The sequence below is a fragment of the Pseudomonas sp. HOU2 genome (genome assembly GCF_040729435.1).
In the GTDB taxonomy this organism is placed as follows: Bacteria; Pseudomonadota; Gammaproteobacteria; order Pseudomonadales; family Pseudomonadaceae; genus Aquipseudomonas.
The window spans coordinates 61,040-76,132 of the sequence record NZ_CP160398.1; the positions used below are offsets into that span (position 1 = coordinate 61,040).

Sequence of the window (15,093 nt, forward strand, 5' to 3'; positions counted from 1 at the left end):
GATCGCAGCCTGCGGCAGCTCCTACAGGGGGGGGGTTAGAGCAGTAATCCGATTTGGGTTTTCTTCGGCAACTTGCTCACCACCAACTGGTGCGAACGCGTCAGCAATCCCTGCAGTTCCTCGGCGCCCAGCGGGTAGGGCGGGTGCATGATGATCCACTGCGCCCGCGCCAGATAAGGGGCCGGGTGAATACCCGGGCGGTCGCAATGGCCGAGAAACAGATCCTTGTCGACCTTGAACGCCAGTGAGTCCCCGCGCAACCCTTGCAGGGCGAACATCTTGTTGCCGGCAATCGAGAACACCCGCACACCGCCCCACTTGTAATCCTCGCGCGCGCCCGGCAAGGCCAGGCAAAAGGCGGCGACGTCCGCTTCGTTCATTTTTCCCTTGTTCATAACAACCGCTCCCCGCACGCATTGAACGATTCGACCAGGTGATCGATCCACGCCCGCACCGCCGGCATTACCCCGCGCCGATGCGGATACACCGCCTGCAACCAGCCGCCGGGCAATGACCATTCGGGTAGTAATTGCACCAGCGCGCCGCTCTCAAGGTCAGCTTCGCAATACATCATCGGCAGCAGAGTGAAACCCTGGCCGGCCAGCACACAGGCTTTGCGCACGATAAAGTCATCGATGCCCAGCCGCGCCTCCATGTTCAGTTCGACGCTGTTGCCTTGCTCGTCCAGCAAGCGCACATGCACCATGCGATCGGCCTCCAGTGCGCCGAGCACCGGCAGGTTCTTCAAATCCTGCGGATGAGTGATGGTTTTGCCCTCGACAAAGGCCGGGCTGGCGACGACGACCATTTGTGCCTGGCGCAGACGTCGAGTCACGAGCAACGGATCTTCATCGCCCAGCTCGCGTACACGCAGGGCCACGTCGAAGCCTTCGGCGACCAGATCCACCCGGCGATTGAGCAGCACCACCTCCAGTTGCACCTGAGGAAATTTGCCGAGGAATTCGCTGATCACCCACGGCAACATTTCTCGCGCCAGACCAGTGGGACAGGACACGCGCAAGCGGCCGCGTGGCTCGCTGGACATGCTGGCGACCGCTTCGTCGGCCATCTCCGCTTCCAGCAACATCGCCTGACAGTGACGCAAGTAGCGTTCGCCAACAGCGGTCAGGTTCAACTGGCGCGTGGTGCGTTGCAGCAGACGGGCGCCGAGGCGCTCTTCGAGTTCGGCAATGCGTCGTGACAGGCGCGACTTGGGAATGCCCAGCAAACGCCCGGCCGCCGCGAAGCCACCGGCCTCGACCACCTTGGCAAAATAGTAGAGATCGTTGAGATCCTGCATCAAAAGTCCACCGTTCTATCAGTGGGACGAACTATCGCATTGTCGGCGGCTAATCAGCTATTGGTTTCTTCCGTAGGATTGTCTCCATTCCGTCGCCGCCGGCGATTCTTTCCAGGAGATTCCACATGAAACTGCTGCACATCGATTCGAGCATTCTGGGCGACAACTCCGCTTCCCGTCAGTTGAGCAGCCAAGTCGTCAAAGCCTGGCAAGCCGCCGAGCCAACCGCCGTGGTGACTTACCGCGACCTGGCCGCCGACGCCATCAGCCACTTCTCGTCGACCACCCTGGTGGCTGCCGGTACCACCGCTGAACTGCGCGACGCCGCACAACAGCATGAAGCCGAACTGAGCGCCTCGACCCTGGCCGAATTCATTGCCGCCGACGCCATCGTCATCGCCGCGCCGATGTACAACTTCACCGTACCGACTCAGCTCAAGGCCTGGATCGACCGCGTCGCCGTGGCCGGCCAGACTTTCCGCTACACCGAAGCCGGCCCTGAAGGCCTGTGCGGTGGCAAGAAAGTGGTGATCGTCTCCACCTCCGGCGGCATCCATGCCGGTCAGGCCAGCGGCATCGCTCACGAAGAATATCTGAAGCTGGTACTGGGCTTCCTCGGCATCACCGACATCGAAATCGTCCGTGCCGAAGGCCTGGCTTATGGCGAAGAAGTACGTAACAACGCGATGAGCGCTGCTCAGGCGAAGATCAGCGAGCAGCTGTTCGCCGCTGCGTAAGCATTGCGTAAAGACCAGCTGCCGTTCAGGTAGCGCCTCAAAAACTCTGTATTCTGGTTCTGCAAGGGCCGGATGCAGAGTTTTTTGTTTCTGACTGTTGCATAATCTGGCCCGGGTTATGCAGTCAAACGATCAACGTCTGAGTGCACCGCTGTGCCGAATCTCCGAACCTCGGGATTTGGGGCGTGTCGGAACACAAAGGATCTTTCGATTGAGTAACACAGGGTGGGCCATCCGATGATGCGTCTTTGTGCAACGTTACTGATTTGCCTGCTTGGCAGCCTCGGTTCAGTGCATGCCGCGCCCGGGCGACACCCTGTCTGGAGTGTCGGTTACCACGAGATGACCTTCCTCGATCCGCTGGATCTGCAGCCGATGCGCGCCATCGCCTTCTATCCCTCTAGCGATCGCGAACACACCAGCCTGCTTGAGGGCTACACCGTCGAGGCGGGCGCCGACACCAAGGTGGCCATCGGCCGCTTCCCGATGCTGATGCTGTCTCACGGCAACACCGGCACGCCGCTGGCACTGCATGACCTCGCCACCTCGCTGGCACGCAAGGGCTTTGTGGTGGTCGCAGTAATTCATCCCGGCGACAACTCCAAAGACCACAGCCGCCTCGGCACCCTGAGCAATCTGTATGGCCGGCCAATCCAGATTTCCGAAGCGATCACCGCCACCCTGGGCGACCCGATGCTCTCGCCGTTCGTCAACGCTGATCAGGTCGGGGTCATTGGTTATTCGGCCGGTGGCGAAACCGCGTTGATCCTCTCCGGGGCGCAGCCGGATCTGGATCGTCTGCGTCGTTACTGCCAGGAGCGTCCGGACGACCATGATGCCTGCAATACCCAGGGTGAACTGATCGTCGACCGCGATGATTTGCAGCCAGTGGCCGATCCGCGCGTGCATGCGTTGCTGCTGATGGCGCCGCTGAGCCTGAAATTCGGCCGTAGCACTCTGGCGGATGTGCATGTGCCGGTGCTGCTGTACAGCGGCGATGGCGACAAACTGGTGGCCTTCGACAAAAACGCCGCCGCTCTGGCGCGCAAACTGCCGACCGCGCCGGACTTCAAGTTATTGGCCGGGGCAGGGCACTTCGTGTTCATGGCGCCATGCAACGAAGAGCAGATCCGCGCCATGCCGGCGCTGTGCACCGACGCTGACGGGGTGGACCGCGAAGACATCCATCGCAACCTGATTTCCGAAGCCGGGCAGTTCTTCTCGCGCACGCTGGGCAAGCCGAGCCGGGCGGGGATGCAGACTGCGGATCAATAAAGATCAAAGATCAAAAGATCGCAGCCTTCGGCAGCTCCTACAGGGGATTGCATTCCAATGTAGGAGCTGCCGAAGGCTGCGATCTTTTGATCTTTTGATCTGGTCTTTCAGCTCATCGCCCGGCGCTTGAGCAGCAAGGTCAACCCTAACCCGATCACCGACAACAGCGCCGCACTGAAGAAAATCCACGCATACCCCAGATTCAATGCCACCGCGCCCATCAGCGGCCCGGCAATTGCCAGCGCCAAATCAAAGAACACCGCATACGCCCCCAACCCCGAGCCACGGCTGGAACTGGGCACCTGCTTGATCGCCTCGACCCCCAGCGCCGGATACACCAGCGACAAGCCAAACCCCGCCAGTCCCGCGCCGATCAACGCGAACGCGGTGGAGGGTGCCAGCCACAGCAACACCAGGCCGACGGTCTCGATGCTCATGCAGGCAATCGCCGAATTGAAGCCGCCAAAACGGCTGATCGCCGAAATGAACAGCAGTCGCGACACGATGAAACACACGCCGAATACCGTCAGGCAATACGCGGCGCCGCTCCAGCCTCGGTTGAGGTAATAAAGGGTGATGAAGGCGGTCAGCGTGCCGTAACCGATCGACGCCAGACTCAAACTGGCCCCATACGGTGCAATCCGTCCGAACACGGCCCAAAAAGGTAGCCGTTCGCCACGCACCACCGGCACCGAAGGTTTATTGCGGATCAACACCAGGGCGCCCGCGGCCAATACCGACAAGGCGATGCCCAGGCTGGCAAAGCCGTAGTCGGCGACCATGACCACGCCCAGTGGTGCGCCAATCGCAATCGCGCCGTAGGAGGCAATGCCGTTCCAGCCGATCGACCTTGCCGTGTGTTCGACGCCGACCTGGCCCATGCACCAACTGATGGTGCCGACGCCGATCAAGCCCTGTGCGACGCCGAGCAGCAGCCGACCGATGATCAGAATGATCAGGCTCGGCAACGGGAAGTCCTGCAACAGCGTCGAAGTCAGCGTCAGCAGCCCGCTGAGCACAATCCCCGACAAGCCATAAACAATCGCCCGTTTAGTGCCCAGCGTATCCGACATGCGCCCGGCCATCGGCCGACTGAGCAGGGTGGCCAGATACTGCGAGCCGATCACCAGCCCGGCAATAACGGCACTGAAACCCAGCTGCTCATGCACATAACCGGGCAACACCGCGATCGGCAGGCCGATGCACAGGAAGGCGACAAAGGTGTAGAACACGATGGAGACGATCTGCAGGGTGATCGCCAGGGAGCTTTGCGGAGGCGGTTGCTGCGCAGACATGTGGACTCGTTCGCGGGCGGCGGTGGGAGAGTCGGCATCATGGCTTGGCATTGAAATAAAAGGAAGCAGGCTAACTATTAAAACGATCGTCCGTTCGCAGCCCGAGCCTCCGGCAGCTCCTGTACAGTTCAAAAGCTGACCATGTAGGAGCTGCCGAAGGCTGCGATCTTTTGATCTTCAGGCCTCTGAAATGCAAAAGCCCCGTCACATGGACAGGGCTTTCTTCAAAACTGGAACAATTTAGAACACCACACCCTGACTACGCAGGTAGTCATCGTAAGTGCCGCTGAAGTCAGTCACGCCATTGGCGCTCAGCTCGATGATGCGCGTGGCCAGGGACGATACGAACTCACGGTCGTGGCTGACGAAGATCAGCGTGCCCGGGTAGTTTTCCAGCGCCAGGTTCAACGCCTCGATCGATTCCATGTCCAGGTGGTTGGTCGGTTCGTCCATGATCAGCACGTTCGGCTTTTGCAGGATCAGCTTGCCGAACAGCATGCGGCCTTGCTCACCACCGGAAATCACTTTGACAGACTTGAGGATCTCGTCGTTAGAGAACAGCATGCGGCCCAAGGTACCGCGAATCATCTGCTCGCCCTGCGTCCACTGACCCATCCAGTCGAACAGCGTGACGTCGTCTTCGAAGTCGTGCGCGTGATCCTGAGCGTAGTAGCCCAGTTCCGCGGCGTCGGTCCACTTGACGCTACCGGCATCCGGGGTCAGTTCGTTGACCAGGGTGCGCAGCAGGGTGGTTTTGCCGATACCGTTCGGGCCGATGATCGCTACGCGCTCGCCGGCTTCAACCTGGAAGCTGAAATCCTTGAACAGTGGCTTGCCGTCGAAACCTTTGGCCATCTTTTCGACCATGACCGCCTGGCGGTGCAGCTTTTTGTTCTGCTCGAAGCGGATGAACGGGCTCACGCGGCTGGAAGGCTTGACCTCGGCCAGCTGGATCTTGTCGATCGCTTTGGCGCGGGAAGTCGCCTGTTTGGCTTTCGAGGCGTTGGCCGAGAAGCGGCTGACGAACGATTGCAGCTCGGAAATCTGCGCTTTCTTCTTGGCGTTGTCCGACAGCAGTTGCTCGCGGGACTGGGTCGCCACGGTCATGTACTCGTCGTAGTTGCCCGGGAACAGGCGCAGCTCGCCGTAATCCAGGTCAGCCATGTGCGTGCACACGCTGTTCAGGAAGTGACGGTCGTGAGAGATGATGATCATCAGGCTGTTACGCTGGGTCAGGACGTTTTCCAGCCAGCGAATGGTGTTGATGTCCAGGTGGTTGGTCGGTTCGTCGAGCAACAGCACTTCCGGATCGGAGAACAGCGCCTGCGCCAGCAATACGCGCAGTTTCCAGCCTGGCGAGACTTCGCTCATCGGGCCGAAATGCTGTTCCAGCGGAATACCCAGACCCAGCAGCAGTTCACCGGCGCGGGATTCGGCGGTGTAGCCGTCCATCTCGGCGAACTCGGTCTCCAGCTCGGCCACGGCCATGCCGTCTTCTTCGCTCATTTCCGCCAGCGAGTAGATGCGATCGCGCTCGGCCTTGACCTTCCACAGCTCTTCGTGACCCATGATCACGGTATCGATCACGGTAAATTCTTCGTAGGCGAACTGGTCCTGGCGCAATTTACCCAGACGCACGTTCGGCTCGAGCATGACCTGACCGCCGGACGGATCGAGGTCGCCGCCGAGGATTTTCATGAAGGTCGACTTGCCGCAACCGTTGGCGCCGATCAGGCCGTAGCGGTTACCCGCGCCGAATTTGACCGAAACGTTTTCGAAGAGCGGCTTGGCGCCGAACTGCATCGTGATGTTAGCTGTAGAAATCAAAGGTTTTTCCTGCGAAGCATGCTGAGTAGCGAGGGTGCGGCTGGAGCGCTTGGCCCGAGTCAAAGTGCGCTGAGTCGGGACAGTCCCGTCATCAACCAAGGGGGGCGCGTAAAGTTTGGCGGCGATTGTACTGGTCTGGCTCTTTAAACGATAGGGCGATGACGTCGCGCCCGCCGTTTGGCAGATTCAGCGGACAGTTTTTCACAGATCAGGTTCACTATTGGTTACAAAGTATGGCTAAAATGCCATCCGATTACCCAATAGCCGCTAACGGCATGGGCTCAAGGAAGTGCCACCGGGATAGTATTTGTATTCATGCCACTGCATCAGACCCTGGGCCTCCGGCCGGCAGGCGCGCAGTTTGTTCACTTTTGACGTGTGACGATTTCCGTGAAACTCATCATTGCCGCTATTTATGTCATTTCGATTGCATACGTTCACCTTCGTGGACGTGTGCGTCACAAACTGGGCCGTCAACTGAGCGATCACTCGACGTTTCTGGCCCCGATCAACTGCTTCCTTTATCTGTTTTCGAAGAAGCCGAACAAACCGTATCTCGATCCGTCCGAGTTTCCGGACCTGAGCCCGTTGCAGGCGCATTGGGAAGAAATTCGCCAGGAAGGGCAGGATCTGCTGCGTGCCGGTGAGATCAAGCGCTCGAATCAGTACGATGACGTCGGTTTCAACTCGTTCTTCAAAAGCGGCTGGAAGCGTTTCTACCTCAAGTGGTACGGCGAGAGCCATCCGTCGGCGATGAAGCTGTGCCCGCGCACCACCGAACTGGTGCAAAGCATCGGTTCGATCAAGGCCGCGATGTTCGCCGAGCTGCCACCGGGGTCGAAACTGGTTCGCCACCGTGACCCGTATGCCGGTTCGTACCGCTACCACCTGGGTCTCGACACGCCGAACGATGCCGGTTGCTACATCAATGTCGACGGCGAGAGCTACCACTGGCGCGACGGTGAAGCGGTGATGTTCGATGAGACATACATCCACTATGCCGAAAACACCACCGACAAGAACCGCATCATCCTGTTCTGCGACATCGAGCGCCCGATGAAATATCGCTGGGCGGCGGCGTTCAACCGCTGGTTCAGCCGCACCGTGATGTCCGCAGCAGGTGCGCCAAACGATGCTGGCGACCGCACTGGCGGGATCAATCGCCTGTTTACCAAAATCTACAAGGTTCGCCTGCGTGGTAAAGAGCTGAAAAAACGTAATCGCGCGCGTTACTACATGGAAAAGTGGGCGATCTTTGGCGGTTTGCTGGCAATCTTCATTCTGATCTGACTGCTGTACCGCGCGTGTTTATGGCATCGCCAGCAGGCTGGCTCCTGCAGTGGAATGTGTGTTCGGCAAAGAACGAATTCCAACTGTTTGGAGCCACCTGCTGGCGATGAGTCTCTCAAAGCCAACCTGTCAGCTTCCTGACAGGAAACGGATCTGATTACGCCCCCGAAGCCTTTTTGGTCTTTCTCGCCGGAGCTGCCTTACTGGCAGGCTTGTCTTTTGCCTTCGCTTTGGCCGGCGCTTTACCGCCCAGACTGCGCTTAAGCAACTCGGTCAAGTCGATAACATCCGCAGACTTGCGCTCTTCCTCGCCACCCACGGTCTCGACATCCTCGATCTTGCCTTCATGGGCCTTTTTCTCGACCAGGGCCATGATCTTGTCTTCAAACTCGTCCTTGTAGTCTTCCGGACTCCAGTCGCCACTCATGTCCTGCACCAGACGTTTAGCCATGTCCAACTCGCCCTTGGCCAGTTGCGGTTTGGTCACTTCGCTGCCCAGTTCCAGTTCGTCGAGGCCGCGCACCTCTTGCGGCCAGCGCAGTTTGACCAGCACCAGCGCCGATTCCAGCGGCATCAGTGCCGCCAAGTATTGCCGAGTGTGCAGGACGACGCGGGCGAGGGCGACCTTGTTGGTTTTGCTCAATGTTTCACGCAACAAGGCGTAGACCTTGCCGCCGCGTTTGTCCGGGGCCAGGTAATAAGGCGTGTCGATGTTCTGCAGCGGGATCTGCTCGGCATCGACGAAGGAGAAAATGTCGATGGTTTGCGTCGACACCGGGTGCGCCGAACGGATCTCTTCTTCACTGAGCACGACGTAGCGGCCTTTTTCATAGGCCACACCTTTGACGATGTGCTCCTTGGTGACTTCCTTGCCGGTGACCTTGTTTACCCGTTTATAACCCACCGGATCCATGCTGCGGTTGTCGAGCCAGTCAAAGTCCACGCCGTGCGAAGAGGTTGCCGACACCAGCGCGACAGGGATGTGTACCAGTCCGAAACTGATCGCGCCTTTCCAGATTGCCCGAGCCATGGTGAGTTCTCCAAGTGATGTTCAGGTGACCTGTGGCGCCGTGTGAAAGTTTCCGGCATTTGCGTGGCGCGCAGCGTTGCCGGTCAAGCCGTGTTACATCTTGTTTAAGGGCGACGGGTTAACAAATCCGAACCCGGGGCGTAGCGTGGACTCGAAGGCTTTATCACCTGTGCATCGAGAGGCCACCCCATGAACCGAATACTGCCAGGCATTATTGTTCTGCTCCTTGGGGCCGGTCTGGCGCATGCCGACGTCGCGGCACCGTCCGCGCCTCTGTTACTGGCGCAGAACCCAGCCGGCACCAACAACAATCCCTACAACAGCCCGATCCGCCGGGCCAATCCCAACAGCATGCAGGGCACGCAGCCCAGCGCGCCGGTGATTCGCGGGCCGAATACAGTGCCGGTGCCCAGTACGCCCACCGTTGGCAATGGCGGCATCGGCAACGGTCAGCAGCAACGCTCGGTACCGAGTACGCCGCCCAGATTCATTCCCAACCCACCGCCACGCGATGGAGACAGCAACCGTTGAACGGCGGGACTGCGTTCCTGTCAGCCTTTGAAATGAACAAAAGGAATCGTGCATGTTGCGTAAACCCCTTCTAGCCACGTTGTGTGCCGGCGCGCTGATCAGCGCTCCCGCGTTCGCCGCTGCCCCCCAAGCGCTGCAAAGCGAGCAGGGCACCCTTGAAGTCACCACGATCACCCAAGGCCTTGAGCATCCCTGGGCGCTGGCGTTTCTACCGGATCGTCAGGGGATGCTGGTGACCGAGCGCCCGGGCAACCTGCGGGTGATTACAGCCGACGGCAAGCGTTCCGAGCCCATCAGCGGCGTGCCCAAGGTCTGGGCCAAGGGCCAGGGTGGTTTGCTCGATGTGGTGCTGTCGCCAGACTTCAAACAGGATCGATTGGTCTACCTGTCCTACGCCGAGGGCGGTGGCGCCGGGGACAAGGCAGGAACGGCGGTGGGGCGCGGCCGACTGTCAGACGACTTGAAGACAATCAGTGATTTCAAAGTGATCTTCCGTCAGGAGCCGAAACTCTCGACCGGTAACCACTTCGGCTCACGGCTGGTGTTTGACCGCGACGGTTACCTGTTTATCACCCTGGGCGAAAACAACGACCGGCCGACCGCGCAGGATCTCGACAAGCTGCAGGGCAAGGTCGTGCGGATCTTCCCCGACGGCAAGGTGCCGGATGACAACCCGTTCGTGGGCCAATCCGGCGTGCGTCCGGAAATCTGGTCCTACGGCCAGCGCAATCCGCAGGGCGCGGCGCTCAATCCATGGAACGGGACGATTTGGGAGAACGAACACGGCCCCCGTGGCGGCGATGAGGTGAACATCATCGAGCGCGGAAAAAACTATGGCTGGCCGCTGGCGACCCACGGCATCAACTATTCGCTGCAACCGATCCCCGAAGCCAAGGGCAAGAGTGTCGAAGGTGCGGTTGACCCCTATCATGTCTGGGAGAAATCACCCGGTGTCAGCGGTATGGCGTTCTATGACGCTGATCGTTTCAAGCCTTGGCAGCAGAACCTGTTTATCGGCGCGCTGGTCAGTCAAGAGCTCATTCGCTTGCAGTTTGACGGGGACAAGGTGGTGCACGAAGAGCGGCTGTTGGGTGAGCTGAAACAGCGGATTCGGGATGTGCGGCAGGGGCCGGATGGCTATCTGTACGTGCTGACGGATGAGCAGAACGGTGCGCTCTACAAGATCGGCCTGAAGTAACTTCACTTCAAATGTTCAAAGATGTCCTGTGGCGAGGGAGCTTGCTCCCGCTGGGTTGCGCAGCAGCCCCAAAATCTTGTGAGCGCTACGCACTCATGCGGGAGCAAGCTCCCTCGCCACAAAAAAGTCTCTAGAGCGTAACGATAGTTGGGGTAGCGCGAGCATACAAAACCACCGCCGCGCGCAATTTCCCCCGACCAAACCGACTCATCTTCTCAAACTCGCCATGGCTGACTGGCACATGCTGGCAGTCCATCGGCTGGCGATGCTGGCTGTGATCGACATCCGGATCGTGCAGATAAACAAAGTCTTCATCGCAGTCGGTCACCATGACCCAATGCGGTGATTTGGAGCGGGTCAGGCGATAGCTGCTGATCAGCACCAGAGGCTGACCGCCAGCCTGCAGCAGGCGCGGCAAATCCAGGTGGGTACCAATCTTGCGCTCGATATCGGTCTCTTGCATTTGGGCGCTGAACTCCTCGTGTACCAGGCGCATGACGTCTTTTTTATGCTCATCGCGCACGCCATCGAGAAACAATGGCCCGGCCATACTCAGTTGCAAACGCACCCGGAAACCCCGCCGCCAGGCCGCCAGTGCCAAGCCTTGAGGGCTGCAGCCACCATGGCCGGAGGTCATGAACACCGTGGTCGCCTCACGCCAGATCTGCAGTTCCTCACGCCGCTCCAGCAAGCGCTCAGGTTGCAGCGCGCCCATGGCCATCAGCAGGCAAGCCGGGCCACAGGTGAATTCGGTGGTTTGCGGGTAATAGGGCACCTTGATGTTGCGCGAATCACGGTGCTGAACAATGCGCTTTTCCAGACGCAACGCATCGGCGTGGTCTTCGTAGTAATCATGAATCAACGCAAAGCGTCGGTAGCCGTTGCGCTCGTAAAGCGCGATGGCGGTGGGGTTGTCGATACGCACTTCCAGGCGCAGGTACGCGCAGTCATGCTCGACGGCGCAGGCCTCGATACGTTGCAGCAACTGTTTGCCCAAACCGCTGCCGCGAGCTTCCCCGGCAATGGCGATCGAGTACAGGCGCGCCAGCGAGGTGCCGCGATGAAACAGCACCAGTGCGTAGCCGAGCAATCGACCGTCAAGCTCGGCGACCAGCAACTGCGCATGGGCGCGGGTGATCATCCATTGAAAGCTGCGGCTGGTGAGCCGGTCGGTGGTGAAACATTGCATTTCCAGGGCCAGCAGCGCTGGCAGATCTTCAACTACCGCCAAACGAAAAACAGCATTCATATGACCACCGTAAAAGTTGCGTAACGAAACGGGACTTTCGAAAAACTTCGTGCTTAATAGAAATGGTCTTGTTCTCCAACGGATCAATCTCTATGTCAGCGGTACAGGGTCATTGGCGCGAAGTATCCGAGCAAAGTTTGCCGGCGGCAACTTTTTTAAATCCAGCCATCAGAACTTCCAGTCAAGTGTTGATTATCGTCGAACGCAAGGAAGACTGGGCCTCGTACTTTCCCAGCGAGGACATCGTCACGGCTCAGGAATACCTCGAGCAAACCCGTGACAGCGAGCCGGGCAAGCGGGTGCAGGTGATCAACCTGTGCCGCAGCTACAAGTATTTGGGGCACGGTTACTACTGCTCACTACTGGCTGAAGCCCGAGGCCACAAGGTGATTCCTTCGGTACGCACCATCAGCGAACTGACGAAAAAATCACTGTATGGTCTGGCATTGGACGACCTCGATAAAACTCTGGAAAAAGCCCTCAGTCATCATCTGTACAGCGATACCGAAGGTTTTACCCTCACACTCTATTTCGGCAAGACGCATATCGAGCCGCTGCAGGATCTGGCTCGACAGTTGTTCGAAGTGTTTCCGTGTCCGATCCTGTTAGTTGAGTTTTGTCGAACTAACGGTTGGCACATCGAAGGCATAAAGTCCGGCGCGCTGCACAAGTTGCGTGATGACCAAGAAGATCAGTTCGCCAATGCGCTGGATGGCTTCAGCCGTAAAGTCTGGCGGGCGCCACGCTCGCCACAAGTGGCGCGTTACGACCTGGCTATCCTGCACGATCCGCAGGAAGCTTTGCCACCATCCAACGCCAAGGCGCTGGAAAACTTCGTGCGAGTCGGCAAGCGCATGGGCATCGACGTCGAGCTGATCGAACGCAAGGACTACGCACGGATCGCCGAGTACGACGGCTTGTTGATTCGCGAGACCACCAGCGTCGACAACCACACCTATCGCTTTGCAAAAAAAGCCGAGAGCGAAGGACTGGTGGTCATGGACGACCCGACGTCGATCCTGCGCTGCACCAACAAGGTCTACCTGACCGACCTGCTCAACAGCCATCAACTGGGCATGCCCGCCACGGAAATTCTCTACAAGGAACGACCGGAAGACTTCGAACGGGTCGGCGAACGCCTCGGTTTTCCGCTGGTGCTGAAGATCCCTGACGGTTGTTTTTCTCGCGGAGTGATCAAGGTCGAAAGTCAGCAGGCGTTGCTGGAGGCCACCGCTGAACTGTTCGAACATTCGGTATTGCTATTGGCTCAGGAGTTTTTCTATACCGAGTACGACTGGCGCATCGGCGTGCTCAACCGCAAACCGATCTTCGCCTGCCAATACTTCATGTCCAAGGGCCACTGGCAAATCTACAACCACAAAGCCAAGGGCCAGGACATCAACGGCGAGTGTCGCACCCTGGCCGTTCATGAGGCGCCGCGAGCGGTGGTGGAACTGGCAGTGAAGACCGCCAACCTGATCGGCGATGGCCTCTACGGTGTGGACTTGAAACAGGCCGGCGACAAAGTGGTTGTAATCGAGGTCAACGACAACCCGAACCTCGACGCCGGCATCGAAGATGCCTACTTGCAGGACGATCTGTATTCACTGGTGCTGGAGGAGTTCGTGCGACGGCTGGAACTCAAGCGTCGCGGCCAAGCCTGGTGACGCGCCGATGATCAGCAGTTTCGCATTGAGTCATGGCGCGTTGCAGCGGGTCGAGCGGCTGGACGCCGAGGTGATGCTGTTCAGCAATCCCGATGCCGCCGAGCGCGATTTGCTCCACAGCCACTACAAGGTCGACGAACACGCGCTGGCCTCGGCGCTGGACCCGGACGAGGTCTCGCGAATCGAGTTTCACCCCGATCACTTGTTCCTGATCTGGAAACGCCCGGAAAACTATTCCGGCGGAGGCAGCCTGGCGTTTGAAGTGTCATCTTGCGGCCTGCTGTTTGCGCCCGGCCAATTGCTGGTGATCGCCACCGACGACACGCCGCTGCACGGCATCGGCACCCGGCAGCCGCTCAACGCACCGCTTGATGTGTTGCTCGATCTGCTGTTCAACAACATCCACCATTACCTTGGCCATCTGAAGGTGATCAAACTGGTGGCCCGCGAGCTGCAACAGAAGTTCAACGCCTCGATGCAGAACCAGCATCTGGTGCAGATGTTCAACCTCAGCGAAAGCCTGATCTATTACATCAATGCCCTGCACAGCAACGGCGCGGTGCTGACGCGGCTGCGCAATCATGCGGAAAAGCAGCATTTCGGCAGTGAGGCGATCGGGCTGATCGACGACCTGATCATCGAAAATAACCAGTGCTACAAGCAGGCGGAGATCTACTCCACGGTGTTCTCGGGGCTGATCGATGCGCGCGGCAACTTGATGAATAACAGCATGAACAACCTGCTGCGCAAACTGACGTTGATCAACGTGGTGTTTCTGCCGTTGAACCTGATTGCGAGCATTGGCGGGATGTCGGAATTCAGCATGATGACGGCGGGTACGCCGTGGTGGATTTCCTACCCGGTGTTTCTGCTGGTGATGTTGTTGGGGGCAGGGGGGATGTTGTTCGGGTTGCGGCGGTTGGCCAAATAATCAGTGGTGACTTGGCCGACGCCATCGCTGGCAAGCCAGCTCCCACAGGTTTTGGGCGTGCCGCAAACCTCGCGGGCAACTCCAGACTTTGTGGGAGCTGGCTTGCCAGCGATAGCTATTTCAGCAGCAAAATCCGGCTTAGCTCGCTTGAGCCTCCTCAGCAGACTTCCTCTTTTCCCGAACCCCACGCACCACCAGATACAACAACGGCCCGATCGACACAAACACCGCCGTCAGCAACAGATACGGCACCACCGACCAGACCGACATCCCTCGCGAGCCTGCATCCTTGACCATCCATACCCCGGCCAGCGTCGCCAGCAGATACAGATCAATCACCACCTGCGCCGTGTCCGGACGCGACATCAGGCTGATACCGAAGTCGATCAGCGACTGTTCGGCCTGGAGCATCACCGATACGGTGTAGCCGGTAAACGCAATCAACGCAGTGAGGGGCAGGGCGACAGACATCATGCATTCCTTCCTTGGGTGATGAGCAGAATCGCCAGCCTACCTTGGCATCCGCAAATAAGCCATTGACTCGCCGGCCGCCGCCGGGCTAATTTCAGGCCCATGACTTCCACTGTATTGCGCTGCCAGCCAAGCATTATTACCGCCATTCCTCATTTGGCGGGCTAGCTCACGACTGCAGCACCCAACCCGCCCTAGAGGCGGGTTTTCATTTTCTGTCTCCAGGGTTTTAACAACGATGGCTCCCCGTAGGAGCTGCCGAAGGCTGCGATCTTTTGATCTTGCTTTGATT

Annotated in this window: 14 protein-coding genes; 7 read left to right on the forward strand and 7 right to left on the reverse strand. The window is 58.9% G+C overall.

What is annotated here, in order from left to right; genetic code table 11:
* Positions 1-35 precede the first annotated feature (35 nt).
* Both ABV589_RS00325 and ABV589_RS00330 read right to left on the reverse strand, forming a co-directional pair.
* Positions 36-395: an MmcQ/YjbR family DNA-binding protein gene (locus ABV589_RS00325; RefSeq protein ID WP_007964612.1), complete on the reverse strand. Its 360-nt coding sequence runs from the start codon at positions 393-395 to the stop codon at positions 36-38.
* The gene (locus tag ABV589_RS00330) at positions 392-1,300 is read right to left on the reverse strand and encodes a LysR substrate-binding domain-containing protein (protein WP_007964611.1); all 909 of its coding nucleotides are present in this window, start codon (positions 1,298-1,300) and stop codon (positions 392-394) included. Before ABV589_RS00330 ends, ABV589_RS00325 begins: the two co-directional genes overlap by 4 nt.
* Positions 1,301-1,425: 125 nt before the next feature.
* On the opposite strand from ABV589_RS00330, the gene ABV589_RS00335 reads away from it, so the two are divergent.
* Together ABV589_RS00335 and ABV589_RS00340 are read left to right on the forward strand one after the other, a co-directional pair.
* Positions 1,426-2,037: an FMN-dependent NADH-azoreductase gene (locus ABV589_RS00335; protein WP_064587669.1), complete on the forward strand. Its 612-nt coding sequence runs from the start codon at positions 1,426-1,428 to the stop codon at positions 2,035-2,037.
* Between the two features lie 237 nt (positions 2,038-2,274).
* Positions 2,275-3,312: a dienelactone hydrolase gene (locus tag ABV589_RS00340; RefSeq protein WP_367084418.1), complete on the forward strand. Its 1,038-nt coding sequence runs from the start codon at positions 2,275-2,277 to the stop codon at positions 3,310-3,312.
* A gap of 107 nt (positions 3,313-3,419) precedes the next feature.
* Here the strand turns inward: ABV589_RS00340 and ABV589_RS00345 are convergent, their stop codons facing one another.
* Complete coding sequence (locus ABV589_RS00345; protein WP_367084419.1) at positions 3,420-4,607, reverse strand: MFS transporter; 1,188 nt, start codon at positions 4,605-4,607, stop codon at positions 3,420-3,422.
* Between the two features lie 240 nt (positions 4,608-4,847).
* Complete coding sequence (locus ABV589_RS00350; protein WP_027612713.1) at positions 4,848-6,434, reverse strand: ABC-F family ATPase; 1,587 nt, start codon at positions 6,432-6,434, stop codon at positions 4,848-4,850.
* Positions 6,435-6,824: 390 nt separating this feature from the next.
* Here ABV589_RS00350 and lpxO point away from each other — a divergent pair, with 390 nt between their 5' ends.
* Entirely contained in the window at positions 6,825-7,724 is a 900-nt protein-coding gene (gene lpxO / locus ABV589_RS00355; protein WP_007964602.1) for a lipid A hydroxylase LpxO, read from the forward strand.
* A gap of 157 nt (positions 7,725-7,881) precedes the next feature.
* Here lpxO and ABV589_RS00360 read toward each other — a convergent pair whose 3' ends face one another.
* A complete protein-coding gene (locus tag ABV589_RS00360) occupies positions 7,882-8,754 on the reverse strand; it encodes a Ku protein (RefSeq protein WP_367084420.1) in 873 nt (290 codons plus the stop codon).
* Positions 8,755-8,943: 189 nt separating this feature from the next.
* Here ABV589_RS00360 and ABV589_RS00365 point away from each other — a divergent pair, with 189 nt between their 5' ends.
* Together ABV589_RS00365 and ABV589_RS00370 are read left to right on the forward strand one after the other, a co-directional pair.
* Positions 8,944-9,285, forward strand: coding sequence for a hypothetical protein (locus ABV589_RS00365; RefSeq protein WP_367084421.1), 342 nt, complete (start codon positions 8,944-8,946; stop codon positions 9,283-9,285).
* 52 nt (positions 9,286-9,337) lie between these two features.
* Positions 9,338-10,483, forward strand: coding sequence for a PQQ-dependent sugar dehydrogenase (locus ABV589_RS00370; protein ID WP_367084422.1), 1,146 nt, complete (start codon positions 9,338-9,340; stop codon positions 10,481-10,483).
* A gap of 130 nt (positions 10,484-10,613) precedes the next feature.
* On the opposite strand, the gene rimI is transcribed toward ABV589_RS00370, so the two are convergent.
* Positions 10,614-11,732, reverse strand: coding sequence for a ribosomal protein S18-alanine N-acetyltransferase (gene rimI / locus ABV589_RS00375; RefSeq protein ID WP_367084423.1), 1,119 nt, complete (start codon positions 11,730-11,732; stop codon positions 10,614-10,616).
* Between the two features lie 92 nt (positions 11,733-11,824).
* Between rimI and ABV589_RS00380 the strand changes: the two genes are divergently transcribed.
* Together ABV589_RS00380 and ABV589_RS00385 are read left to right on the forward strand one after the other, a co-directional pair.
* Positions 11,825-13,399, forward strand: coding sequence for a RimK family protein (locus ABV589_RS00380; protein WP_367084424.1), 1,575 nt, complete (start codon positions 11,825-11,827; stop codon positions 13,397-13,399).
* A 7-nt stretch (positions 13,400-13,406) separates the two neighbouring features.
* The gene (locus ABV589_RS00385; RefSeq protein ID WP_047597123.1) at positions 13,407-14,330 is read left to right on the forward strand and encodes a magnesium transporter CorA family protein; all 924 of its coding nucleotides are present in this window, start codon (positions 13,407-13,409) and stop codon (positions 14,328-14,330) included.
* A gap of 138 nt (positions 14,331-14,468) precedes the next feature.
* Here the strand turns inward: ABV589_RS00385 and ABV589_RS00390 are convergent, their stop codons facing one another.
* A complete protein-coding gene (locus ABV589_RS00390) occupies positions 14,469-14,804 on the reverse strand; it encodes a DUF2834 domain-containing protein (protein ID WP_367084425.1) in 336 nt (111 codons plus the stop codon).
* Positions 14,805-15,093: the final 289 nt, after the last annotated feature.